21 protein-coding genes are annotated in these 25,957 nt (G+C 58.5%); 4 read left to right on the top strand and 17 right to left on the bottom strand.

Annotated features, from left to right (window positions below; all coding sequences use genetic code 11):
• Window positions 1-65: 65 nt before the first annotated feature.
• On the top strand, window positions 66-785 hold the full coding sequence (locus Q0792_RS17785; protein ID WP_298843988.1) for a response regulator: 720 nt from the start codon (window positions 66-68) through the stop codon (window positions 783-785).
• A 10-nt stretch (window positions 786-795) separates the two neighbouring features.
• On the opposite strand, the gene Q0792_RS17780 is transcribed toward Q0792_RS17785, so the two are convergent.
• The 15 genes from Q0792_RS17780 to urtA all read right to left on the bottom strand — a co-directional run bounded on the left by Q0792_RS17780 (window position 796) and on the right by urtA (window position 18,213).
• Window positions 796-1,524 carry a GNAT family protein gene (locus Q0792_RS17780; protein ID WP_298843986.1) on the bottom strand — a complete coding sequence of 243 codons (729 nt, stop codon included), beginning with the start codon at window positions 1,522-1,524 and terminating at the stop codon, window positions 796-798.
• 31 nt (window positions 1,525-1,555) lie between these two features.
• Window positions 1,556-3,331: an aspartate--tRNA ligase gene (aspS, locus tag Q0792_RS17775; protein ID WP_298843983.1), complete on the bottom strand. Its 1,776-nt coding sequence runs from the start codon at window positions 3,329-3,331 to the stop codon at window positions 1,556-1,558.
• Between the two features lie 330 nt (window positions 3,332-3,661).
• Complete coding sequence (locus Q0792_RS17770) at window positions 3,662-4,051, bottom strand: Na+/H+ antiporter subunit G (RefSeq protein ID WP_298843980.1); 390 nt, start codon at window positions 4,049-4,051, stop codon at window positions 3,662-3,664.
• Window positions 4,048-4,335, bottom strand: a complete 288-nt coding sequence (locus Q0792_RS17765) for a K+/H+ antiporter subunit F (protein WP_298843977.1) — start codon at window positions 4,333-4,335, stop codon at window positions 4,048-4,050. The genes Q0792_RS17770 and Q0792_RS17765 overlap by 4 nt, the downstream gene beginning before the upstream one ends.
• Window positions 4,332-4,835: a Na+/H+ antiporter subunit E gene (locus tag Q0792_RS17760; protein WP_298843974.1), complete on the bottom strand. Its 504-nt coding sequence runs from the start codon at window positions 4,833-4,835 to the stop codon at window positions 4,332-4,334. Before Q0792_RS17760 ends, Q0792_RS17765 begins: the two co-directional genes overlap by 4 nt.
• A gap of 1 nt (window position 4,836) precedes the next feature.
• Window positions 4,837-6,384, bottom strand: a complete 1,548-nt coding sequence (locus Q0792_RS17755; protein ID WP_298843971.1) for a monovalent cation/H+ antiporter subunit D — start codon at window positions 6,382-6,384, stop codon at window positions 4,837-4,839.
• Window positions 6,381-6,737 carry a Na+/H+ antiporter subunit C gene (locus Q0792_RS17750; RefSeq protein WP_298843969.1) on the bottom strand — a complete coding sequence of 119 codons (357 nt, stop codon included), beginning with the start codon at window positions 6,735-6,737 and terminating at the stop codon, window positions 6,381-6,383. Before Q0792_RS17750 ends, Q0792_RS17755 begins: the two co-directional genes overlap by 4 nt.
• Before the next feature lies 1 nt (window position 6,738).
• On the bottom strand, window positions 6,739-9,603 hold the full coding sequence (locus Q0792_RS17745; protein ID WP_298843966.1) for a monovalent cation/H+ antiporter subunit A: 2,865 nt from the start codon (window positions 9,601-9,603) through the stop codon (window positions 6,739-6,741).
• A gap of 178 nt (window positions 9,604-9,781) precedes the next feature.
• Window positions 9,782-11,452, bottom strand: a complete 1,671-nt coding sequence (locus Q0792_RS17740) for a thiamine pyrophosphate-binding protein (protein WP_298843963.1) — start codon at window positions 11,450-11,452, stop codon at window positions 9,782-9,784.
• Between the two features lie 105 nt (window positions 11,453-11,557).
• Entirely contained in the window at window positions 11,558-12,211 is a 654-nt protein-coding gene (locus Q0792_RS17735) for an MOSC domain-containing protein (protein ID WP_298843961.1), read from the bottom strand.
• A 106-nt stretch (window positions 12,212-12,317) separates the two neighbouring features.
• Complete coding sequence (gene urtE / locus Q0792_RS17730) at window positions 12,318-13,013, bottom strand: urea ABC transporter ATP-binding subunit UrtE (protein WP_298843958.1); 696 nt, start codon at window positions 13,011-13,013, stop codon at window positions 12,318-12,320.
• Window positions 13,006-13,758 (bottom strand): urea ABC transporter ATP-binding protein UrtD, encoded by a 753-nt coding sequence (gene urtD / locus Q0792_RS17725; RefSeq protein WP_298843956.1) that lies wholly within the window; start codon window positions 13,756-13,758, stop codon window positions 13,006-13,008. Before urtD ends, urtE begins: the two co-directional genes overlap by 8 nt.
• Window positions 13,755-14,918, bottom strand: a complete 1,164-nt coding sequence (gene urtC, locus Q0792_RS17720; protein WP_298843954.1) for an urea ABC transporter permease subunit UrtC — start codon at window positions 14,916-14,918, stop codon at window positions 13,755-13,757. The genes urtD and urtC overlap by 4 nt, the downstream gene beginning before the upstream one ends.
• A gap of 4 nt (window positions 14,919-14,922) precedes the next feature.
• Window positions 14,923-16,848, bottom strand: a complete 1,926-nt coding sequence (gene urtB, locus Q0792_RS17715; RefSeq protein WP_298843951.1) for an urea ABC transporter permease subunit UrtB — start codon at window positions 16,846-16,848, stop codon at window positions 14,923-14,925.
• 78 nt (window positions 16,849-16,926) lie between these two features.
• Entirely contained in the window at window positions 16,927-18,213 is a 1,287-nt protein-coding gene (urtA, locus tag Q0792_RS17710) for an urea ABC transporter substrate-binding protein (RefSeq protein ID WP_298843948.1), read from the bottom strand.
• A 509-nt stretch (window positions 18,214-18,722) separates the two neighbouring features.
• Here urtA and Q0792_RS17705 point away from each other — a divergent pair.
• Window positions 18,723-19,103 (top strand): carboxymuconolactone decarboxylase family protein, encoded by a 381-nt coding sequence (locus tag Q0792_RS17705; RefSeq protein WP_298843945.1) that lies wholly within the window; start codon window positions 18,723-18,725, stop codon window positions 19,101-19,103.
• 32 nt (window positions 19,104-19,135) lie between these two features.
• On the opposite strand, the gene Q0792_RS17700 is transcribed toward Q0792_RS17705, so the two are convergent.
• On the bottom strand, window positions 19,136-21,115 hold the full coding sequence (locus Q0792_RS17700; RefSeq protein ID WP_298843942.1) for a thiamine pyrophosphate-dependent enzyme: 1,980 nt from the start codon (window positions 21,113-21,115) through the stop codon (window positions 19,136-19,138).
• Window positions 21,116-21,126: 11 nt separating this feature from the next.
• Complete coding sequence (locus tag Q0792_RS17695; protein WP_298843939.1) at window positions 21,127-22,737, bottom strand: glutamate synthase-related protein; 1,611 nt, start codon at window positions 22,735-22,737, stop codon at window positions 21,127-21,129.
• 315 nt (window positions 22,738-23,052) lie between these two features.
• Between Q0792_RS17695 and Q0792_RS17690 the strand changes: the two genes are divergently transcribed.
• The gene (locus Q0792_RS17690) at window positions 23,053-24,615 is read left to right on the top strand and encodes a peroxidase family protein (protein ID WP_298843936.1); all 1,563 of its coding nucleotides are present in this window, start codon (window positions 23,053-23,055) and stop codon (window positions 24,613-24,615) included.
• Between the two features lie 215 nt (window positions 24,616-24,830).
• Window positions 24,831-25,934 (top strand): substrate-binding domain-containing protein, encoded by a 1,104-nt coding sequence (locus tag Q0792_RS17685; protein WP_298843933.1) that lies wholly within the window; start codon window positions 24,831-24,833, stop codon window positions 25,932-25,934.
• Window positions 25,935-25,957: the final 23 nt, after the last annotated feature.

Below are 25,957 nucleotides of genomic sequence, written 5' to 3'. Positions count from 1 at the left end.
AACCGGCTGTTAGCCAAGTATCGCCATGCTGAGTCGCATCACGAGTCACCCGCCTGGAGATAACGATGGACGAGACAGACCCTTTTGCGCCGGTAATCCCGGCGCCGACTGCCCTGCGACCGCTTCTTGGGCTTACTGTTCTGGTTATCGAAGACAGCCGTTTTGCCTGCGAGGCGATGCGCCTTCTTTGTCTGCGCAGCGGCGCACGGATCAGACGTGCGGACTGCCTGAAATCCGCGCGCAGGCACCTGCAGGTGTACCGCCCGTCTGTGGTAATCGTTGATATCGGTCTGCCCGATGGTAACGGCCTTGACCTGATTGCTGAACTGTCTCAGAGCGATCCACGCGTTGACGTCGTGCTTGGTACGTCCGGCGATCCGGACGGCGAGGCATTGTGTATTGCCGCTGGTGCGGATGATTTTCTCGCCAAACCTATTACATCGCTGTCGGTGTTCCAGCAGTCTGTTTTGTCCAATCTTCCGCCAGACCGGCAGCCTGCTGGTCTGCGCGAGCTGCCGGACGATCAGATCAGCCCTGATATCATGGCTTTTCAGGACGACATGGCACATATCGCGGGTGTTCTGGACGAGCAGTCTGATGAAACAACCCTCGATTATGTCGCGCAGTTTCTGGGTGGGGTTGCCCGTTCCGCCAGTGACGACGGGCTGGAAGCCGCAGCAGCGGCAATCGCGGCGAAACGCGCGGCGGGTCAGTCAGCAAAGAATGAAGCGGCAAGGCTCTCCCATCTGATCCAGGAACGTCTGACGCGCAAACTGGCCATCTGAGCGGCGGGGGTTACCCGACCAAAGCAGGGTCTGAGCTGACACGCACCGGTCTGGTCAGCGTGCCAAGGTCAGTAATCTGGCGCCCCGCACCATCAAAGTTATCCGGCGACAGCCACGCCTGAAACGCCTGTTCAAGCCGCGGCCACTCGCTGTCGATAGCAGCAAACCAGGCCGTATCCCGATTGCACCCTTTGACAATCGTGGCCTGGCGAAAAACGCCCTCGTAGCTGAAACCCAGCCTCTGGGCCGCCCGGCGGGAGGGCAGGTTGAGCGCGTTACACTTCCATTCATAGCGCCGGTATCCGTTCTCGAACGCCCATTTCATCAACAGGTACATCGCTTCGGTCGCCGCCCGGGTGCGCTGCAGCGCGGGACTGTAATTGATGTTCCCGACTTCAATCGACCCGTTGGCAGGATCAATACGCAGATAGCTCGCAACACCTTCCCAGTTGCCGGTTGCTTCATTGCGGATTGCATAAAAGAGGTGGCCTGAATGCGCGACAGTCTCTCTCAACCAGTTCTGATAGCCGCCAAAATCGGGGAATGGCCCGTAGGGCAGGTAATCCCACACAGCATCGGCACTGTGAAATGCTCTGAACAGATCTGTTGCGTGAGCCGCCGGATCCAGCGCTTCGAGTGTCACGTAGTGACCGGACAAGGGCGCGCCGGCTGGTGCAGGCGGCTGTCTCCAGTCCGGCACAGGTGCGCCGAACTGCGGGCTTTGTCCATCAGGGATCATACTGCGCCTCCGGTGCCTGCTCCGGCAGTTTTCAGTCCTGCGGGATGACGCGCAGTCCCAGTTCCATCAGCTGGTCGCTCATAGGCTCCGAGGGGGCAGACATCATCAGGTCTTCGGCCCTCTGGTTCATCGGGAAGAGGATAACCTCACGGATATTGCTCTCCTCGGCCAGCAGCATCACGATGCGGTCGATACCGGCGGCACATCCACCATGCGGCGGTGCGCCATACTGGAACGCGTTGACCATACCGCCAAAACGCTTGCGCACTTCTTCCTCGCCATAACCGGCGATCTCAAAGGCCTTGAACATTATCTCCGGACGGTGGTTCCGGATGGCACCCGAGACCAGCTCATATCCGTTGCACGCCAGGTCATACTGATAGCCACGCACGGCAAGAGGGTCACCCTCCAATGCCTCCATGCCACCCTGCGGCATAGAAAACGGATTGTGCTCAAAATCGATCCTGCCGGTCTCTTCGTCTTTTTCATAAATCGGGAAATCGACGATCCAGGCAAAGGCAAAACGGTCCTTGTCTGTCAGCCCCAGCTCGGCACCGATGACATTGCGCGCCTTGCCTGCAACAGCTTCAAAGGTTTTAGGCCTGCCACCGAGGAAAAATGCCGCGTCGCCGACACCAAGCCCCAGCTGCTGACGGATCGCCTCGGTGCGTTCCGGGCCAATGTTCTTGGCAAGCGGCCCGGCGGCCTCCATGCCCTCTCCCTGGTCGCGCCAGAAAATATAACCCATGCCCGGCAGTCCTTCTTTCTGAGCAAAGGCGTTCATGCGGTCACAGAATTTACGGCTACCACCTGTTGGCGCCGGGATTGCGCGGATTTCAGTACCTTCCTGCTCCAGCAGTTTCGCAAAAATGGCAAAACCGGAGCCGGCAAAATGTTCGGACACCACCTGCATTCTGATCGGGTTGCGCAGGTCCGGTTTGTCCGAACCATACCACAGCGCTGCGTCCTTATACGAAATCTGCGGCCATTCCTGATCGACGGATTTCCCGCCGCCAAATTCCTCAAAGACGCCGGTAAGAACCGGCTGGATCGCATCAAACACGTCCTGCTGCGTGACAAAGCTCATTTCGAGGTCAAGCTGATAGAAGTCGGTCGGTGAGCGGTCGGCGCGGGGGTCTTCGTCCCGGAAACAGGGTGCAATCTGGAAATAGCGGTCAAACCCGGAAACCATCAACAGCTGTTTGAATTGCTGCGGTGCCTGGGGCAGCGCATAGAATTTGCCCGGATGCAGCCGGCTCGGCACGAGAAAATCGCGCGCGCCTTCAGGGCTTGAAGCGGTGATGATCGGCGTCTGATATTCGCGGAAGCCTCCGTCCCACATGCGTTTGCGGATTGATGCAACCACATCTGAGCGCAGGGCCATGTTCTTCTGCATCTTCTCGCGTCGCAGATCGAGATAGCGATACCGCAGACGGGTTTCTTCGGGGTATTCCTGGTCCCCGAAGACCTGAAGCGGCAACTCCCCGGCGGGGCCCAGCACTTCGATGTCACGGACAAAAACCTCAACCGCACCTGTCGGAATCTTGTCGTTCACGAGAGAGGCGTCCCGCGCTTTGACCTCACCATCGATGCGGATGCACCATTCTGCGCGTACCTTCTCAACCTCGGCAAAAACCGGGCTGTCCGGGTCGCAAAGCACCTGGGTGACACCGTAGTGGTCGCGCAGATCGATGAACAGGACCCCGCCATGATCACGGACACGATGCACCCAGCCGGACAGACGGACAGTTTGCCCGACGTTTTCAACGGTCAGATCAGCACAGGAGTGGCTGCGATAGGCGTGCATATTGTATCCCTCCGGGGGTCAGATTTCCGGCCAGATACACTCGCTCGCGGCCAGGAAGTCAAGGTGATCTGCGGCGTCACAGCCGAATAATCGGCAGGCGTCCCGCCCTGTTCAGACTAGAGCGATCCCGCGCGCAGACACGGGTCAGTTTGCCGCTCCGGTAGACCTTACAGCTATAGCGGCGCAGCAGCTCAGGTTCTCTGCGGTACACCTCCTACAGTCGTAAGTAGCTTGATCGAAGCCTCAACTCTCCGGCTTGAAGAACCTTGGTGCCACGTCTGGTTATGAAACGGTATCGAAACCACGGGGAAATCCCGCGAGACGCCGGGGTCATCTTTGCGAAACAGGTTCTGTCTGCCGGTCGGCCTCGGGCACGTCCAGCGTCGACCAGGTATCATCACGCGGTGGCGGCGGTGGCGTTTCGCAGGAGCGACGGTGAATATTCACTTTGGCGATGAAATTGGCAGAAATCGGCGCGGTCACGAAAAGAAAGCCCATTATCAGCAGTTCATGCAGCGATCCGCCCTCGAACGTAAAAGCGTGAATAACAGAGGCAAGCAGCAGCGCACCAACGCCGACAGTACCGACCTTTGTCGGGGCGTGAAGCCGGGTCATGGGGTCGTTGAACTTCAGCAGGCCAATGGATCCGACGAGCGTGAAGCCTGCCCCGATCAGCAGACACAGGGCCGCAGCCCAGGTTCCTATCAGTTCAAGTGTCATTCGATGATGTCCCCCCGGAGTACAAAACGGGTATAGGCGACGGTGGACACGAAACCGAGCATTGCAATGATCAGTGAGACCTCAAAATAGATGCCCGTGCCCTGTGAAATACCCAGCAGCACAATGAGGCCGATGGCATTCACAACCATCGTATCCAGCGCCAGAATGCGGTCGCCGGTCTCTGGCCCGATGACAAGTCGCACCATGGCCAGGATCTGACCGATCACAACGGCGACAAATGCCACGATAATTGCGATGTCGAGAAGATCAGCAGCAAAGCTCATTCGAAAATCTCCTTCAGGCGTCGCTGGTAGCGGGTATTGATGTCTCTGCAGACGGCATCAGGGTCATCGGTGTGCAGCACGTGGACCAGCAGACTGTGCCCTTCGTTCGACAGGTCTGCAGAAACAGTTCCCGGCGTCAGAGTGATGGTGCCTGCCAGCAGCGTAATTGCCTCGGGCTGGCGCAGTTCCAGCGGAATAACGATCCACGCAGGTTTCAGTTTCGAATTCGGCACCGTCAGGACGATCCACGCAACCTGAACGTTGGCGACAAGGATGTCCCAGATCACAACGATGCTGTAGCGGATCATCCGGCCCATGTGAAAACCCCGAGGGGACTCCGGCCACCAGATCGACGTCATCAGAGGTATGATAACACCGAGGATCAGACCAAAAACGACCATTCCGGCGGATACGTCGTTTTGCAGAAGTGTCCAGACAATCGCGAGAAGGACTGTCAGCAACGGATGCGGCAGTAGCCAGCTGAAAGCTTTGCCTAACATGTCAGTGCGCCTCCTCTTCCTTGGGTTTACTCAGTTTTCCCGGAGTCTCGAGCACGGTCGAGATATAAGCATCCGGGCTGAACAGGTCAGCCGCGATGCCGGATGTGTAACGATGCACCGGCCCGGCAAACACCGTGTGGGCCACCAGCAACGCCAGCAGTCCACCCACGGCCGCGTATGACATTATAGCAGGCCTAGCAGGCTCCGGTGCTTCCGGGTCCCGCTCGATACTGCGGCATTTCCAGAAAACCACGCTGCCGGCGCGGGCAAAACCAACGACGCTGATAAGACTGGAAATCAGAATAACCGCCCAGATCCACGCCATCTGCCCGTTGTCAAAGGCCGCATCCATGACAAGAAGCTTGCCCAGAAAGCCTGATAACGGTGGCAGACCTGCCATCGCAATGGCAGCCGCAAAAAACAGCATCGCAGTCACTGTACCGCCCGCAACCGGCGGCTGGGGCGTCAGATAAAGGTCGCGCCGCCCGGTTCGAACCAGATCAGAGATCAGAAAAAGTGCAGCGGCGGCCAGCGTCGAGTGGACAATATAGTACAGCGCAGCAGCTATGCTGACGGGTGTGAAAAGCGAAATCGAGATCATCACCATACCCATTGAACCAATCACCGAGAAGGCGACCAGACGGTTCAGTTCGCGCGCCGCGAGAACGCCAACCATACCGATGGCCAGCGAGATCAGTGCCGCAGGGAGAAGCCATGTGTCGTGAAGCCCCGCAGTGACCTCAAGATCAGGATGGAAGACGATCGTATAGACGCGGATGATCGCGTAGGCCCCGACCTTTGTCATAATGGCAAACAGGGCCGCTACCGGCGCAGGCGCTTCTGCGTAGCTGGAGGGCAGCCAGAAATGCAGCGGAACAAGCGCGGCTTTGATGGCAAAGACCAGCAGCAACAGCACCGCGGCGACACGGATACCGACCGTTTCAGCCGGATCAATCAAGGCCACCCTTTCGGCCAGATCAGCCATGTTCAGCGTACCGGTTTCGGCATAGATCGAGCCCAGCGCGAACAGGAAAAGGGTGGAACCCAGCAGATTGAACAGAACGTACTGCACGCCGGCGCGCAGTCTTTCGTTTCCACCGGAGTGGATCATCAGGCCGTAGGAGGCAATCAGCAGAACTTCGAAGAAGACGAACAGGTTGAACAGGTCGCCGGTCAGAAAGGCCCCCATGATGCCCATGAGCTGGAACTGATAAAGCGCGTGAAAATGACGTCCGCGGTCATCCCAGCCTGAGCCTATGGCATAGAGCAGGACAAAGAGCGCAAGGGCGGATGTCAGCAGCACCATCATCGTCGACAGTTTGTCACCGACCAGCACGATACCAAAAGGAGCGGCCCAGTCCCCAAGCTGATAGAGCGTGACTGTTCCGTCAGATGCCTGCCATGCGAGGCCTGCGGAAATAACGATCAGTGCCAGAACACCGACCACCGAAAAGACACGCTGAATGCCCAGATGATAGCGGGCCGCCAGTACGATAAATGGTGCCAGCAGAGCAGGCAGAACTACGGGGGCAACAATCCAGTGAATCATGTGGCGTCCCTCCCGTCGGAGCCGGCGGATCCGGCAGGATCGTCCACATGGTCATCATCCGACCCCAGATAGGCCCCGAGCGCGATCATCACCACAACGGCCGTCATACCAAACGAAATCACGATGGCCGTCAGAACCAGCGCCTGCGGCAGCGGGTCCGTATAGGTTTCAACGCCCTTTTGCAGGATGGGTGGCGCGCCCACGGTCAGGCGGCCGGATGCAAAGAGAAAGACGTTCACGGCATAGGTCAGCAGCGAAATGCCCAGGATCACCGGGAAGGTCCGCAGCCGCAGCATCAGATAGATGCCTCCTGCGGTCAGAACACCGATTGCGGATGCAACGAGAAATTCCATGTTACGCCCTCCCCTCTGCAGTGTCCGGATCGTCACGGGACGGGTCGATGTCCATAGGATGTTCGCTGTCGCGCACATGCGCCCGGCGGGCAAGCCGCGAAAAGCTCTCAAGCGACAGCATCACAGCACCAACCACGGCAAGGAACACACCAAGATCAAAGAGCGCCGCAGTGGCCAGCTCGAACTCCTGGAACGGAGGGATACGTACATAAGTGAAGTCCGAAGTAAGGAATGGTTTTGCAACAAACCAGGAGCCGATGCCGGTGAGGCCCGCGATCAGGACCCCCGCACCGATGACCCCGTGATACGGGTATTTCAGCCGCGCAGATGTCCAGCTGAACCCGCTGGCCATATACTGCATCACAACAGCAATCGACACGACCAGCCCCGCGATGAAACCGCCACCGGGCTCGTTGTGGCCCCGCAGGAAAATGTAGAAACCGACCATCAGCACGACAGGCATGATCACGCGGGTGAGCACCACCATCATTGTCGGGTGCATGTCTCCGGCCAGCGGCTTGTCGGGTTTGCGGTTCAGCAGTCTTGCGCGCACCGGTCCCGAAAGCAGTGTTTCGGTCAGGGCATAGATCAGCAGCGCCGCGATCCCCAGCACGATAATTTCACCATAGGTATCGAACCCACGGAAATCCACGAGGATCACGTTTACAACGTTGGTGCCGCCACCACCTTTGTAGGAGTTCGCGAGATGGAATTCCGAAATCGGCGTCGTGATGGCATCACGCATCAGGTAATGGAAAGACAGCGCCATAGTCGCCAGACCGCCCGCGAGCGCGACCACCGCGTCTCTGGTCCTACGCAGCACATCACTCTCGACAGGTGTGTGGTTCGGCAGGAAATTCAGCGCCAGCAGCAGCAGGATGATTGTTACTACCTCGACGGTAATCTGTGTCATCGCAAGATCCGGGGCGCTGAAGAAAACAAACCCGACCGAGACCATCAGACCGGCAATCCCGATGAGGATAAGTGACAGCAGACGGTTGCGGTGCTGGAACACCAGAGCAGATGTCGCCGCCACCAGCATGACCCAGCCCGCGATCGGGACCGGACCGGCAGGCTGCATTTCGCGTGTCGCTGCGCCGACGGTTCCTGTTGTCCAGGCAAAGTAACCGGCCGCAATAACCGTGACAGCCATGATCGCGCCGTAGCGCGAAAAGGCGCCGTTGTGCAGGCGGTGTGTGAAACCCTGCGCAGCAGCGACAACAGAGGCGATAAGCGCCTCGAATATCGTTTTTGCCTCAGGTCGCGGCGCTGCGTCCCAGAACCGCAGGGCAGGCCGGAAAGCCGCCAGCAGGAGCAGGCCACCGGCGACAGCCGCCATTGACATAAAGAGCGCCGGAACCAGTCCGTGCCAGATTTTGAAGTATGCCTTTGGCACAGCGGCAGCATCGCCAAGGACAGAGGCGGTCACCATTTTCACAAAAGGCTCCGCCAGGAACGGCGCGACGCCGATCACAACAACCAGAACGACGAGGATTGCAGGGGGCAGCCACATGCCGGGGCCCGGATCATGAGGCGTGGCCGGGTAATCGTTCCGCTTTGGCCCAAGGAAGGTATGAGCAATCAGGCGGAACGAGTATGCCGCCGAAAAGAGGGAGCCGACAACCGCAAGGGCCGGCACCAGCCAGTGAGATCCGAACAGCACAGTGTGATGCGCTTCTTCGAGCATCATTTCCTTGGACAGGAAACCGTTGAGCAAGGGGATACCGGCCATCGACAAGGCTGCGATGGTGGCGATTACAAATGTGATCGGCATCAGGTGACGCAGACCGCCCAGCCGTCGGATGTCGCGCGTGTGCGCCTCGTGATCCACAATACCGGCGGACATGAAGAGGGCCGCCTTGAAGGTCGCGTGATTCAGGATGTGAAAGACAGCCGCCATAGCGCCAAAGGCTGTGCCGGTCCCCAGCAACATCGTGATCAGACCCAGGTGGCTGACCGTTGAAAATGCAAGCAGTGCTTTGAGGTCGTGCTTGAAGACAGCAATCACAGCGCCGAGAACCATGGTCACCAGACCCGCCGTGGTCACGATCCCAAACCATTCCGGTGTTCCCGACAGGACAGGCCACATGCGGGCCATCAGGAAGATACCGGCCTTAACCATTGTAGCAGAGTGCAGGTAGGCGGAAACCGGTGTCGGGGCCGCCATCGCGTGCGGCAGCCAGAAGTGAAACGGGAACTGTGCAGACTTTGTAAAGCAGCCCAGTAGGATGAGCAGCAGGGCCGGAAGATAAAGCGGGCTTTCCTGGATCAACTCGCGGTTCTGCAGGATAACGCTCAGATCATAACTGCCGGCAATCTGGCCCAGAATCAGCATACCGCCAACCATGGCAAGGCCACCCATACCCGTCACTGTGAGCGCCATGCGCGCGCCCTGACGACCCTCGGGCAGGTGTTTCCAGTACCCGATCAGCAGGAAGGACGACAAAGACGTCAGTTCCCAGAAAACCAGCAGCAACAGTATGTTGTCACTCAGGACGATCCCCACCATTGCGCCCTGAAAGAGCAGCAGATAGGTGAAAAACTCGCCCATATTGTCCTCGCGGGACAGATAAAAGCGGCCGTATGTGATGATCAGCAATCCGATCCCGAGGATCAGCAGTGCGAAAAAGAACCCCAGGCCGTCGAGCATAAGCGTGAAATTCATGCCAAGTGCAGGCAGCCAGTCAACGCCGGCCTGGACAACTTCTCCCGAAAACACAGCGGGCGCATTGGTCAGCAGACCGATAAACGCAGCGAGCGAAACGGTAAACGTGATGCCGGCACAGGCCTGGCGCCCGGCTGAATTCATCAGTCCCGGGAGCAGTGCTCCGAGGAATGGCAGGGCGACGATAAGGAAGAGGGACACGCGAACTCCTGATCTGCAGGCCAAAAAAGTTCGTCTTTAAATGTGCCACTTTACGCCCGATCTCAAGGGAAACCGACAAATTTTGTCATGTTTTACACCGAATCTCCGGAACAAACCGTGACTCGGTCAGATAACCCCCGCCCGGCACCGCGCGGAGACCGCCTGCAGAACAGGACGGTCAGCCGCCGGAACGAAGCGCCGCATCCCGGATCTGACTGAGCGTACGTCCGGGGGTCAGTGCCTCAGCGGATACCCGCAGGTCCAGCACCGCGCCGGTTTCTGACGCCAGTGCGCGCTCGAAAGCGTCGGCAAAGGCTTCGGTGCTGTGCACGGTTTCACCATGAAAACCATAGGACCGTGCCAGAGCAGCGAAGTCCGGGTTCTCCAGCGTCGTGCCGGAAACACGCTCCGGGTAATGTGCTTCCTGGTGCATGCGTATCGTGCCGTAGACACCGTTGTTCAGGATCAGAATAATCGGCTGCGCGCCCGCCTGTGCGGCGGTTCCGAGTTCCTGGCATGTCATCTGGAAATCACCGTCCCCGGCAAAGCAGACAACAGTGCGTCCCGGATCTGCGACCTTTGCCGCAATTGCCGCCGGAACACCAAAGCCCATCGCGCCGGACTGGGGCGCTAGCAGACGCTGACCGGGCCCGAACAGAAAGAACTTGCCCGGCCAGGCCGCAAAATTGCCCGCACCATTTGTAAGAACGGCATCCTGTGGCAAGTGATCACGCAGGTATGCCATGATTGCTACCATATCGACCGGTCCCGGCTGGGCCGGCGCACTGAATGTCGCCTCATAACCCGCGCGCGCGCTTGCCCGCCAGGCCCTGTCCGAGCGTTCGGCGACCTGTTCGAGCAGGGCCGCACAGAAAGCATTGGGGCCTGCGTGCACGGCTATGTCAGGAATGTACACCTTGCCCAGCTCTGCATCCGAGCTGTGCACATGAAACAATGACTGCGCAGGCTCGGGTACGGTCATCAGCTCAAAGGCACCGGTGGTCATCTCGCCCATACGGATGTTGATGGCCAGAATGGCGTCGCTTTCCCGGATCAGGGCCTGTGTCGTCGGATGCATGCCGACACCGGCCTCACCGGCATAACAGGGGCTGTGATTGTCGAACTGATCGTGAAACCGGAAGGCGGCGACAACCGGTACGTCGGATCTGTGGGCAAGGTCCTGCAATGCCTCGCGGCCCTGTGCTGTCCAGCCCTGCCCACCGGTGATGATCAGTGGCCTCTCTGCCGCATCCAGTCGCGCCGCAATCTGAGCAACAGCGCCGGCAGAGGGAGCGGGTTCGGCGATTACAGCGGGTTTGCTGAGGGCCGCGACGCCGGACATTGCCGACAATACGTCCTCGGGCAGAGCGACGACGACGGGACCAGGCCTGCCGGAGAGCGCTGTTGTCCACGCGCGCGACACGTATTCGGGGATGCGTGTCACATCCGGAATTTCGGTTGCCCATTTTGCCACGGGTCCGAAAAACGCACGGTAGTCGATTTCCTGAAAGGCCTCTCGGTCTTTCATGTCCGCGCCTACCTGCCCGATAAACAGCAGCATCGGCACACTGTCCTGCATTGCTGTGTGCACACCGATCGAGGCATTCGTGGCGCCGGGTCCGCGGGTCACAAAACAGATACCGGGTTTTCCGGTCAGCTTGCCATATGCCGCTGCCATGAAGGCGGCGCCGCCTTCCTGCCGGCACAGGGTAAAATCAAAGACGCCGGCAGTATCATGCATCGCATCCAGGGCGGCGAGGTAGCTTTCGCCGGGCACGCCGAAACTGTGCCGCGCGCCAAGAGCTTTCAGGCATTCGATCAGTATCTGTCCACCGTGTCTGTGCGTCATATCCATGTCCGATGCTGTGCGCTTTTCAGCGCGACTTAACCACTCGTATGCAAGAGCGTCGAGGCCAAAATTAAATGTGAACGCGGCACTGGCGCGGTCGGGTTTTTACCCGGCAAGCTGCGAGAAGGTCTTGCGCCAGGCTTCTGCCAGAACCGGGAGTGCCACAAGTTGCGCCGCTGTCTGTTTCGGCACGCGCCGCGACAGAAGAGCAACCGATACTTCGTGCAGTGACCACTCGGGATGCGGGCGGTCTGTCAGTGACATCTCGTCACCAGGCGCCAGCCTGCCTGCCTCAAGAACACGGTAATACCAGCCGGTACGGGCAGTCTTGCGGAACCGGTATGCCATGGTCGGCTGACCGGTGTATTCACAGAGCTTCCAGCAGGGCTCGCGCCCCTGACTGATCTGAACGAGTGCCGTCCCAAGGCGGAACACGTCACCGATACACAAGTCAGTTTCGGTTATCCCGGTCGTCGAGATGTTTTCTCCGAAAGCCGCAGGTGTGGCATCTCCGGGCAAAAGTCCCTCTTCGCGCCATGTTACATAGTGATCAGCGGCATAGTGGTGCAGTGCCTTGTCAGCGCCGCCATGGACCGTCAGGTCAGCCTGAGCATCGGTCTCGATGCCCGAAGGCCCGATGATCTGAGGACCATCGGCAGCGGTTTTATGTATCGCCGACGGCGCTTTGTCCGGCCAGTGTCTCTCAATGCGGCCCGTAAATACGCCCTCTACGGTACAGCGGATTTCGTCGGAGGTCATAGCAGTTCCAGTCACTCGTTTCCCGCGCAGTTCGGGTGCCGGTCAGCATCGGACAGGCGACGCAGGCATGCAACAGCCTGCGGGGGAAATTTCTGAGACGCGCGGGCTACAATGCCAGATCTTCAAGCATCTGATCCCGGCTGTACCGGGATTTTTCAGCGCGCCTGCGTACGCGCCCCCCTTCAATCATGACAAACCTGTCGCCAATGTCATAGGCGAAATCTGCATTCTGCTCGACCAGAACGATGGCCATGTCTCCACGATCCCGCAGCAGGCGCAGACAGGCACCAATCTGCTGGATAACATTGGGCTGAATGCCTTCAGTCGGTTCATCCAGCAACAGAACCCCAGGGCGCGTGATCAGAGCCCTCGCGATTGCCAGCTGCTGTTGCTGACCTCCGGAGAGATCGCCACCACGCCGGGTGCGCATGTCGCTGAGTACCGGAAAGAGTTCAAAGATATCCTCATCAATGGTGCGTGCGTCCCTGGGCAGCAGCGCAAATCCTGTTTCGAGATTTTCCAGGACGGTCATCATCGGGAAAATCTCGCGACCCTGCGGCACATAGGCAATGCCAGCGCGGGCTGAGCGGACGGCACTGCCTGAGCCGACAGAAACACCTGACGCATGGACCTTTCCCCCGGAAAACGGATGGCGGCCTGCCACTGCCTTGAGCAGGCTTGTCTTGCCAACACCATTGTTACCCATCACTGCCGTGATCTGGCCGGTTGGCGCATCAAGTGTCACGTCATAGAGGATCTGGCTCTGCCCGTAGTGAAGACTGAGATCATTTACTTCAAGCATGGGCCCGCCCCAGATAAACATCGATCACAGACTGGTTCGACGTGACATGATCCAGGCTGCCCTCGGCAAGCACGGACCCTTCGTGCAGGACCGTCACCTTGCACTCCAGCCGGCGCACAAATTCCATGTCGTGTTCAACCACCACAACAGAGCAGGTCTGTGCCGCCTTTTTCAAAATATCGGTCGTCTTTTCTCGCTCTTCGACGGTCATTCCCGCAGCCGGTTCATCCACCAGCAGAAGGCGCGGGTCCTGCGCGAGTAACATGCCAATCTCCAGCCATTGTTTCTGGCCGTGGCTCAGTTCGCCGGCGACGCGGGTCAGTGCATCTGCAAGGCCGGTTTCTTCAGCGATCTTTTCGATCCTGGCGCCATTTCGGGCGGTGCGCCTGTGCATCAGAACCGCCATAGGGCTGCGCGGGTTCTTCAGCGCCATCGCGAGGTTCTGTCGCACCGTCTGGGCCTCAAACACTGTGGGCTTCTGGAACTTGCGCCCGATGCCCTGCATAGCGATGTCGCTCTCGGACATGCCCAGCAGCGAAATGTTCCTTTCGCCCCAGATCACCCGGCCCTCATCTGGTCGGGTCTTGCCCGTGACGATGTCCATAAACGTCGTTTTGCCTGCGCCATTGGGCCCGATAATCGCACGCAGCCCGGTTTCCTCAAACTGCACGGACAGGTTGTTGATTGCCCGGAACCCGTCAAAACTGACGGTCAGGCCGGACACTTCGAGAAGCGTGGAGTTCATGGTTTTCTCACAAGATAGTCAAACAGGCCGCCAATTCCCTTGGGGAAAAAGAGCGTGACCGCAACAAACGACAGACCAAGCAGCACCAGCCACCAGTCCGTCCACTGGATGGTGTAAAAGCCCAGGTTGATCGCTGGCGCACCACCGCCGGTGAACCAGCTGGACAAAAGCGACACAAAGGCCGCACCGATCACAGCACCGTAGAGCCGGCCACGTCCGCCGATAGCAACCCAGACAGCAAGGTAGATCGATGCAATTGGTGCGATTTCGCCAGGATTGATGATACCGGCCTGCGGATAGTAGAGCGCTCCGGCGATGCCCGATACGACCGCTGTTACCGTGAAGATGAAGAGTTTATAGCTTTCAACACGGTATCCCAGAAACCGCACACGCGCCTCGTTGTCGCGGATCCCCTTGATCACACTGCCCATCTTGCCCGATACGGCCCAGGCAAAAAATACATATCCCGCAGCAAGAGCAAAAGCGGACGCCCAGAAGAAGACCAGCGATACCGCCGACTGGGGCGCAGTTTCGAAACCCGGGATATTCTGAAGACCGGACAGACCGTTGTTCCCGCGCAGACCGGAATCGTTCTGGAACAGGTAGAGCGACAGCGCGAGCGTCATCGCCTGTGTCAGTATTGACAGATAGACGCCCGTCACGCGGGACCGGAACGCAAGCCAGCCAAAGACCAGCGCCAGCAGACCAGGCACAAGAACGATCATCAGTAACTGAAGATAGAGGTTGTCGGCAAAGGCCCAGATTGCAGGAAATTCTGAACTGCCGACGACGCCAAAAATCTGGTTGCCAATGGCATCCGAGATTTCCTGCTGCGTCGGCGGGATGACCTGTGATCCAAAGCTCTCCAGCACGATCGATTCCGTGCGGGCGTACATCAGCCACATGCCGATGGCGTATCCACCGATCCCAAAAAACGCAAAATGCCCGAGGCTGAGAATGCCGCAATACCCCCAGACAACATCCATCGCGATCGCGATGAGGCAGAGGCAGAGTGTTTTCCCAAGTGTTTTGACGAAGGACGTCGGGATAAGACCCGTTCCGACCCATTCCGAAAGTACTGTGACCACCAGGGTAAACAGGCCCAGCGCAGCAAGGAACCAGAGCACTGACGGGTTTTCTGCAATGAACGTTTTGCGCATGGTCTCAGTCCGCTGCAGCCCGGCCCTTGAGGGCGACAATCCCCCTCGGCCGGAACTGAATGAAAAGGATAATGAAGAGGATCATATAGGTCTGGGCTGCGAGCGTGTTCGACGGGTTCAGCCACTCGATGCCCTTTTGCAGAAAGCCGATCATCGACGCACCCGCAAGCGTGCCCCAGACGTTACCCACGCCGCCGACGACCACCGTCATGAATGACTGCACGATGTAGTCCGCGCCCATTTCAGAGGTCACCTTGGCATAAAGCCCGATGGCCACCCCCGCGATGCCGGCGATGCCGGATCCCAGCCCGAAGGTCAGCATGTTTATGCGGTCAGGGTTGATGCCCATGCTCGCGGCCATCCCCGGGTTCTGGGTGACCGCACGTACCTCAAGCCCAAGTCGGGTGCGTTTGAGGATAAAAAGGATGAGCGCCAGAAACATCAGCGCGAGAACGAAGATTGCGATGCGGATATAGCTGATCTGGATCACATCTGAGATGATCCATGCCCCGTCCAGCCATCCTGGCGATGTCAGAGGGCGCGCCTGAGTGCCAAAAATGTTTTTGGCCAGCTGCTGCAGCGCGATGGAAATACCAAAAGTCGCCAGCAGCGTTTCCAGCGGACGGTGATAGAGGTGGCGGATCACCAGACGCTCCATTGTCACGCCCGCTCCGAAGGTTACCGCAAAGGCAAGCGGCAGCGCGATGATGATCGACAGGGTGTAATCCGGCACAAAAAGCTGCACGACATACCCGGTATAAGCGCCCATCATGATGAATTCGCCATGGGCCATGTTGATGACCCCCATAACACCAAAGGTGATGGCAAGCCCGATTGCCGCAAGGAAATATATTGACGCAAGCGACAGAGCGTCCAGCCCGAGGTCGGCGGCCTGTTCCCAGCTGACGCGCTGTGTCACTGTGGCCAGTGCGTCAGCTGCGGCGGCAGTGACAGCCGGGTCTTTCTCGTCGTAAACCTCAAAGAACACATGCGCAGCGAGCGCGGCATCACGGTCCGCGACTGTTATCAGCGGTGGTACCAGACCATCTGCTGCAAGCTGTTCATACGCTTTGTGCCGCGCATCTGTGGTGTTCAGCCGGGCTGTGGGAACACCGCCGACAGCGCCGCCGGAAACATTCTGCTCAAGCGCCGATCTGATCGCGGCCTCCGTTACCACCGGTGGCGCCAGACCCTCTTCGACCAGCTTCTCGTAAAAGGCATCAGGCGCGCCAGCTGGGTCGATTACCCTGGCAATGTTTGCATCCGGCAACTCTGAGGCAACACCTTCCTCTGTGCTCAGAATACTGTTCAGTACGCCGCGGGCCTCGACGCTCGTATCTTCTGCCAGACTGTTGATTGCCGCGATACGGTCCCGGGATGTGTCAGCAAACCGGGCCGACATGAAAACCACGAGCTGCTCTTTCTGAGCGCGCAGCGCAGGGTCTGTTTCGGTTCCGACAGATGCCTGCAGTGGTGCCAGCTGTGCGGCCTCAGGACGACGTGAGATTGCCTCGAGCGCGCTCTGACGCCGCACCGGGTCAGGGTCCGAAAGCTGAAACTGTACGAGTGCGGTGCCGATTGTGCGCCGAACGCCGCCATTCGGTCTGATCTGGTCATAACCGTCTTTCGGAACGGCGGCGATGTCGCCAGTGTCGACATCGCGGATTTCGAGCGTGTCTCCATCAGGCACCGCGAACACAAACTGTCCGTCAGGTGACTGCCAGACATTCTTGGCCGACCATTCTTCAAGAAAGACCGGCACCTGAGGCAGGCCGGAGGTAACGAGGTCATCGAGCAGAGCGCCGACACTGCGGCGGGACGGCTTGGCGACTTCCTCTGCGTGGATCTGCAGAATGTCCTGCAGTTCGCCCGCCTGGACCTGCGGCAGCGCACCACAAATGAATGCGGTGACAAGAAGGAAACGACGCATAAATCCGGACTTTCGGGTGGTTCAGGAAGGTTTACTGTGAGGGATGCGGGGCCGCCTTTGCAGCCCCGCAGGAAGACGTCAGTAGTTGGACGTCAGCTGAACACAGGTCTTGGTTTCAGTGTTGTACATACCGCAGCCCAGTTCTTTCCAGTCGGACGTCAGAACCTTGGAAGCCGGCAGGAAGTCTGTCCAGGCATCACCCGGAACCTCACCCGTCTTGGAAATGATGTCGAACTGACCTTCGGCAGTGATCTCGCCGATCAGCACCGGTTTCGCCAGGTGGTGGTTTGGCAGCATCACGGCTGTACCGCCCGTCAGGTTCGGGAATTCCTGACCATACATGGCAGAACGAACTGCATCCACATCCGTCGTGCCCGCTGCGGTCGCGGCGTTCACCCACATGTTGAACCCGATGTAGTGGGCCTCCATCGGATCGTTCGTCACGCGGTCAGCGCCGGCAAACTCTTTCCATGCTTCGATGAACTCGGCATTGGCTTCTGTTTCTGCCGACTGGAAATAGTTCCAGGCTGCCAGGTGACCGACCAGGTTGGAAGTGTCGAGACCAGAAAGCTCCTCTTCACCAACCGAGAATGCAACCACCGGAATATCGTCCGCCGAGACGCCCGCCGCTGCCAGTTCTTTGTAAAAGCCGATGTTCGCATCGCCGTTAATGGTCGAGATCACGCCGACCTGTTTGCCGTCCTCTCCGAGGGCGACAACATCAGCTACAATCGTGGCCCAGTCAGAATGACCGAAGGGTGTGTAGTTCACAAAGATATCGTCGGAAGCGATGCCATTGTCCTGAAGGTACTGCTCGAGGATGTTGTTTGTCGTACGCGGGTAGACATAATCTGTGCCCAGCAGCGCGAATTTTTCGACACCAAGCTCTTCGAGAAAGTAGTCAACTGCCGGAATAGCCTGCTGATTGGGGGCCGCGCCCGTGTAGAAGACATTGCGCGAGCTTTCCTCGCCTTCATACTGCACCGGATAAAAAAGCAGACCGTTCAGCTCTTCGATAACCGGCAGGACCGATTTGCGGGACACAGAGGTCCAGTTGCCGAAAATAACGTCGACTTCATGCACGGTCAGCAACTCGCGCGCCTTTTCCGCAAAGAGCGGCCAGTCAGACGCCGGGTCGACGACCACGGCTTCGATTTCACAGCCCAGAACACCGCCGGCAGCGTTCTGTTTTTCGATAAGCATGAGCATTGTGTCTTTGAGCGTGGTCTCGGAAATCGCCATCGTCCCCGAGAGAGAGTGCAGAACACCGACCTTGACCGGATCCGCACATTCGGCAGCGGCAAGACCCGTGGACGCAAGCACTGCGGCCGTAACGTAAGAAGTAAATTTCAGTGATTGAGCCATCTGGAAAACAGTCCCTGTAAGAGCTGCGCACGGGGGTCGAAATCACTTCGCACTATTGTCCCCGCTCCAACTGGTATAGTTAGAACCCGCAGCAGTTTTGTTGCAGTCGCGCGGTGGTCAGCATCTGCCAGGATCGTCCATCGCGCGGCATCTCAGCGCCCCGAAGAGCGCCGCCAGTTGGACCCAGCGATCAGAAATTGGCTACAGATTGCACTCCAGATTTTCCGGATCGGCCGATTTTGCTGAATTCCGCGCCGATTTTCGCAGCATCTGCCTAAAAATTACCCGACCCCGGTTTGCTGAATGCTCGGCAACAGTTTTCCAGGCCGGATTTAACTGACGTCCGGGGTGCCGCGCCGGATCGCCGCCGCGCGATGCCGGCGATGGCGTCAGACTGAGCAGCAGGCTGCACAGACGAAACCATGGATGCGCGAAGCAATTGACCCGCCGCATCCTGTCTGACAGTCCGGTGTGGAGCGTGACATGAACGAAATAGCAAGGAGCCAAAAATGAGCGTTTTCGATGAAGATCTTTTTCTGCAGGGCCTTGAGCAACGCAAATCGACGCTGGGCGCCGAATATGTTGAACGAAATCTGGCAGCGGCTGACGATTTCACCCGTCCGTTTCAGGAGGCAATGACAGCCTGGTGCTGGGGGTTTGGCTGGGGCGACGACACGCTCGATGCCAAAACACGCTCTATGCTGAACCTGTCGATGATCGGCGCCCTGGGAAAGATGCACGAATGGGAACTGCACTGCCGCGGCGCTGTCAGCAACGGCGTGAGCAAAGAAGAAGTCCGCGCCATCATCCATGTGATCGCGATCTATTGTGGCGTGCCGCAGGGCCTGGAGTGTTTTCGGGTGGCAAAGAAGGTATTTGACGAAAGCTGACCGCCCGCTCCGGGGACACGGGCAGCCCCTTTTCAGACGAGTTCTGCGTCCGTCATGATCTCCACCAGAGCAGGACCGTTTACATCCAGAGCGCGTCGGATCGCTTCTTCGATTTCGCCGGTTTCAGTGACCTTTTCGCCGTGGCCACCACAGAGCCTGGCGAATGCCGCAAAGGACGGGTTCTGCAGGTCGGTCTCCCAGACCGGCCATTCGCCGGAACGCTGTTCCTTGGATATCTTACCAAGCTCGCCGTTGTGCAGAAGGATATGCGTAATATCCATGCCGTACTTCACAGCTGTGGTGAACTCCATCGGGTACTGACCAAAACCACCGTCGCCTGAAATTGAAATCACCTTGCGTCCGCGCAGACTGTCGATGTCCTGCGTAGCAGCCCAGGCCCCCATCGCAGCGGGAAGACCAAAGCCGATGGAGCCCAGATACCCCGACATCAGCACACGCTGTGAGCCCTTTGTCTCCAGATACCGGCCGAAGGAATAGGTGTTGTTCCCCACATCCACCGCAAAAATCGTATCATCGGGCACAAGGCGGCCCAGCGCTTCAAAAATCGCAAAAGAGTGGATGCCGTTACCATGTTCTTCAGCGAGCCTTCGCGTTTTCTCGTCCCGCCAGATCTGCCAGCGTTCTTCAAGTTCGGCAACCTGATCCACAGCATCCGTATGCCTGATGATCGCAGGCGCGGCGACATCACAGAAGGCACCTATCTCACCCCAGACCGGCACTTTGACCGGGTTGAATTTGCCCAGCTGCATGCGGTCATAGTCGACCTGGATGATATCCTTTTTCGGCGCAATTCCGGTGTGATTCGAGAAACTGGCTCCAAAGGCGATCAGTACGTCGGCCTCGTTCATGAACCAGCTTGCGATCGGCGTACCGGAACGGCCAAGCACACCTGCACCCAGAGGGTGGCTGTCCGGCACAAGTCCCTTGGCCTTGAAGGTTGTGACTACCGGCGCGCCGATTTTCTCAGCCAGCGCGATGATCTGGTCGCGCGCGCTGTACGCACCATGACCGACGACGATCAGAGGTCTTTTCGCACTGTTGAGCAGCGCGACAGCAGCGTCGGTATCCTCCTGCGAGGGCGTGATGCGGGTGCTGCCCACGCGCCCTTCGGGCCCGCCCGCCGGCTGATCAGACGGCAGTGTCTGCATGTCGTCCGGGAAGATCAGATGTGCCACATCCTGGTTCACAACTGCATTCTTGCACGCAAGCGACATCAGTTCGGCATGGTTGGACGTACTGAGTGCTGTCTGGGAAAATTTCGACACCGCCTGAAAGGCTGACGCAAGATCGATGTCCTGGAACGCGCCGGGGCCAAAGACCTGGGTCTGCACCTGACCGGTCAGTGCCAGTACAGGTGCGCGGTCAACCTTGGCGTCCCACAGGCCTGTGATCAGGTTCGTAGCACCCGGCCCTGCGATGGTCAGGCAGGCCGCAGGTTTGCCGGTAAGCTTGCCATAGGCCGATGCCGCGAAAGCCGCGGCACCCTCGTGGCGTATGCCGTAGTATTTCAGTTTTTTGTCCACGACCGCGAGACGGATAGCGTCGGCCAGACCGAGGTTCGAATGGCCCACCATACCGAACACCGACTGCACGCCCCAGTTCACCATTGTTTCGGTCATCACATCCGTTGTGGTCCGCACGTGCGGCGGCTCGGCCTCGAGCCCTACGAAAATCTCGCCATCACGGATGTCGAGCGGATACATCTGCTGGCCTGTATCCTCGTGCCCACCGGGGGGCTTGCCCGTGAGGGGGTCAAAATCCCAGCCGTGCCAGGGGCACCGGATCCAGCATTTATCGTCAACACCTTTTTCAATAGACCCTTCACCCAGCGGTCCGCGCTGGTGGGGACAATGGTTGTTCATCGCGGCCCACTGGCCATCAAAGTGCACAAGACAGATCGACGTCGTACGGGCTGTGACGGTTTTAATCCGGCCTTCGGGCAGATCTTCAATATGACCTACAGAGATCCAGTCCAGGTTTTCAGTCGTCATAATCACTCTCCTTATGCCACGCCGCCAAAGGCCACACCCGAGATGTCAGCCATGTCCCGTTTCCAGGTCGTCAGGTCATCTGCGTTGAATCCGTTGAGATGGTCATGCCCGCAGGCACGCGCCATCACCTGCATCAGCTCAACACTTGCCTCAAAGAAATTGGCCAGCTGTCGCGCTGATTTTTCGACCACCAGGCGATTGACCAGATGGGGTTTCTGTGTGGCGATACCTACCGGGCAGTTATTGGTATGACAGGCCCGCATCGCAAGGCATCCGATGGCCTGCATGGCAGAGTTGGACACCGCAACAGCGTCCGCCCCGAGCGCCAGCGCTTTGATAAAGTCAGCGGGTTTGCGCAGCCCGCCGGTAATCACAAGCGACACGTCCCGACGTTCCAGGCGATCCAGATGATGGCGTGCGCGTGCGAGCGCCGGTATCGTCGGAACGGAAATGTTGTCGCGGAAGATCACCGGTGCGGCACCAGTTCCACCACCACGCCCATCGAGGATGATGTAGTCGACGCCAACGGCAAGTGCTGCATCAATGTCCCGCTCGATATGCTGGGCAGAGAGTTTGTATCCGATCGGGATACCGCCCGTACGGTCGCGCACCTCGTCAGCAAAGGCCCTGATCTGGCCGACATCGGTCCAGTCGGGGAACCGCGACGGTGATATTGCGGATGTTCCCGGCTCCAGATCACGCACTTCAGCAATCTTGCCCTGCACTTTTTCGCCCGGCAGATGTCCGCCGGTCCCGGTTTTGGCTCCCTGCCCGCCTTTGAAATGAAATGCCTGAACCTTGTCGAGCTTGTCCCAGCTGAAGCCGAAACGCCCGGATGCAAGCTCGTAAAAATAGCGGCTGTTGGCTTCCTGCTCTTCGGGCAGCATACCCCCCTCGCCCGAACAGATGCCTGTGCCGGCTATTTCGGCACCGCGGGCCAGCGCGATTTTAGCCGGTTCAGATAGTGCCCCGAAGCTCATGTCGGATACGAAAAGCGGGATATCCAGCTTCAGGGGTTTTTGCGCATTCGGGCCAATCACCACGTCGGTTCCGACGGGTTCGTCGTCCAGCAGCGGCGCGCGGTGCAGCTGCGCTGTGAGCAACTGGATGTCGTCCCAGTCCGGCAATTCGGTCCGCGGCACACCCATGGATTCCACGACACCATGATGCCCGGTTTTCGACAGGCCAGACTTTGCATAGGTCTGGATCAGCCCGTTGTACGGCTCTTCGTCGATACCGTGGCTGGGGTCTGCGTACAGCCCCAGATATGCATCGCGATTGTAAGGTTGCGGATTTTTGTAGCCCCATTCGCTGATCTCGTCAGCATCAACACAGATGTCATCACCTTCGACCCAGGAGGTAAATTTCGGCAGCTTTTCGTCATTGGCATAAGCTGAAACACCGCTGTCCAGTCTGTAGTCCCAGTTGTGAACGCCACAGATCAGGTCATTGCCCCGCACGTGTCCGTCCGACATCAGTGCGCCGCGATGCAGGCATCGCCCATAAAAAACGGAGATATTTTCGTCAAATCTCACCACGACGAGGTCGACTTCCCCGACCAGTGCGTATTCCGGTTTCCGGTCGGCAAGCTCACTGAGCCTGTAGATGGACGTCTTCTTCATGTGATTCCTTTCATTCCGGACATTCTGTGTCTGCCGCGCTTCTTCCCGGCCTTCATCCCCACCATAAGCACGGCGTGCCTGTGGTGTCAGACAAACCGTTGCATGGCTGACAGTGCCTCCCGGTCTGACTGTGCCCCGGAAAGACCGCGCATTGCCAATCACAATATCAGCACGGGGATATCCGTTCGATCCTGCAACGCTCAGGAATCAGCCGATAAAACCGGCCCTGAACCACCTGACCGGACAATTCACTAGAAAAAATTGAAAGTCCGGATGATAATCAACGTATAGTTGACCCATTTCAGAGTGATTTTCATGGCCAGTTTTTCATACCGCCTTCAGGAATTTCTGTTCCGCATCATCGAGGAAATTCCGCCTCTCGCCTCTTTCGTAAATAAATGGGCGATCAATCGCGTCGTCAAACGCGCCCGTTTCCGCCCGCACCCCCTGAGCACGCGCCACGATTATGTGTCCTGGGCAGGGCTCACGGACCGCCGCTGGAGCGGGCGCCATCTGCCGCCCTCAGAACGTGTGGACATGCCCGACCCTGAAGCGCTTGCCGATCTGTTCAGGCGCCGTGACGGGCACCAGCGGATGTGTCCGAAATCGACATGCCTTTTCCCGGCCTTTGCTCAGTACCTGACCGACGGATTTATCCGAACCGAAACAGAGGACCTGACCGCCGGGGGCGAAACCGTTAAAACCCGGCTGAAACGCAATACGTCAAACCACGAGATTGACCTTTGCCCGCTCTATGGCAGAACCGAAGATCAGACCGACGCTCTGCGGCTCAGATCCAACAGGAAGGGCAGCAGGGGGCGGATGCGGACGCAGACGATCAACGGTGAGGATTACGCACCATTTCTCTACAAAGACGGGAAAGTAGATCCTGATTTTGCCGTGCTTGATCATCCGCTCGGCGAAAGCAAAATCGACGATGAAAAGCGCGCCAGGCTCTTTGCTTTTGGCGGAGACCGGGCCAATTCGGTTCCCCAGACAGCAATGATGAACACCCTTTTCCTGCGCGAACACAATCGCCTTGCCGGCGAAATAGAAACTGAGAACCCTGACTGGGATGACGACCGTGTCTTTGAGACAGCACGCAATACGGTGATTGTTCTGTTCATCAAGATTGTGGTCGAGGACTACATCAATCACATCTCGCCCATGCCGTTCAACCTGCGCGCAGATCCTGCGGCCGCCTGGAATGCTGTCTGGAACAAACCAAACTGGATCACCACCGAATTCAGCCTGCTTTACCGCTGGCATGCTCTTATCCCCGACCAGATACGCTGGGGCGGAAAAATGCAGCCGGTGGGGTCCACATTTATGAACAACAGTCTGCTCATCGACGGCGGATTGGGCGGCGCATTCGCTGATATCAGCGCGACACAGGCCGCAGAACTGGGGCCGAGAAACACGGCAGAACCGCTGCTTCACATTGAAGTGTCGTCCATTGAGCAGGACCGTTTCTGTCAGCTGGCCGGGTTTTCCGACTACTGTGACTACCTCGGGCAGAACCGGCCCTTTTCGTTTGAAAGCATTTCCTCTGACCCGGAGGTCGCCGGAATGCTGCGCAAATTCTACAGGAACACGCGGGATGTCGATTTTCACGTTGGGCTTTTCTGCGAGGACAGGGTCAAAAACAGCCCTCTGCCAAACGTCATTCTGATTTTTGTCGCGCTTGATGCATTCAGCCAGGCACTGACGAATCCCCTGCTGTCGAAACACGTGTTCAAACCCTCGACTTTTTCCGGTCCGGGCTGGAAAGCGATCCAGAACACCAGCACGATCCGCGAGGTTCTTGCGCGGAATGTGACCACTGAACTGGGCGATACATTCGTTGGTTTCACGCGCCGGGAATGGCAACCCGAATAAGGTTCTGACACCAGCGAACACTTCGCGAAAGGTCCATGAAAACATAATGATCTGCCGCCTTTGGTTGAAATCCGGAGACGGCTTCGCTTTGTGCAGAAACACCTCCAGACGGCGATCAGGCAATCGGGTACGGAGCAACCGGATCGGAGAAAGCCGCATTTTCCCTTGCCGAAACCGGTTTCGGAACTCACCCTGATTCCAGGGAGGACAGTGTTTTGCGGACAGCAGCGGATCAGTCGGTGCAGAATACCGGTGCAAACCGGGTGACGATTTCTGACGTTTCCGATGCGCTTGGCCTGACGAAATCAACAGTGTCCCGAGCACTCAACGACTACCCGGATATTGCGGAAGGCACCCGCCTGAGGGTGCGGCGCATGGCCGAAAAAATGGGGTACAATCCGCTCAGCTTTGCGCAGGCGATCCGCACCGGTCTGACCCGGTCGGTCGGACTTGTGATCCAGATGGCGGACCACGACGCACACCGCCCGTTCCTTGCAGAATTCCTGGCAGGGGTATCGCAGGGTGCGAGCGCCGAGGGCTGGACGCTGACCCTGGCTGCGGCCAACGATCCGGACCACACACTCGAGACTTTTTCGTCGATGATCCGGGATCGCAAAGTGGACGGATTTATCATTCCCCGCACACTGGTGCACGATGACCGCATCGAGCTTCTCCGCCGCAAACGCATTCCCTTTGTTCTGTTCGGCCGGACAGCCGATCCCACAGACTGCGCCTGGTTCGATCTGCTGGGCGAGGATGCGATGCAGGACGCAGTGCGCAGACTGGCCGCTCTGGGACACAGTCGCATCGGCTTTATCAATGGCGGCCTGCAATACAATTATGCGGCCTTGCGCCGTGACGGTTTTTTGCTGGGCATGCAGGAGGCAGGTCTGGAGGCAGACGCGCATCTGATGGGCGATGACGCCGTGACAATTGCCGAAGGTCGCCTCGAAGCGCTGCGGATGCTTCGGCTGCCCGCGCCGCCGACGGCGATCGTCTGTGCTGTCGATATGGCCGCTCTGGGTGTGTACCGGGCAGCGGCAGAATGCGGCCTCGTGATCGGTTCCGACCTGTCGACGCTGTCGTATGACGGAACACCCGATGGCGCTCATGCGACGCCTCCGCTCAGCACATATGCCGTCAATTTCACCAGGTCGGGCAGCACGCTCAGCAGCCTGCTGATCCGCAGAATACGGGGCGAGGACCCGCAGGATCTGCGCGAAACCGAACAGGCGGTCTTTCTGGATCGCGGATCCGCAGGCCCGCCTGCACTCACATCCGGCGAAATTGCCGGGCGCGTGGCACAACACGCCGCTTAAACAGAACTTCAATGGGAGGAAGA

It is taken from the genome of uncultured Roseobacter sp., assembly GCF_947495025.1.
Taxonomy (GTDB): domain Bacteria; phylum Pseudomonadota; class Alphaproteobacteria; order Rhodobacterales; family Rhodobacteraceae; genus Roseobacter.
Note: the sequence above shows the minus strand (reverse complement) of the source record. Positions and strands in the feature narration are given on the sequence as shown.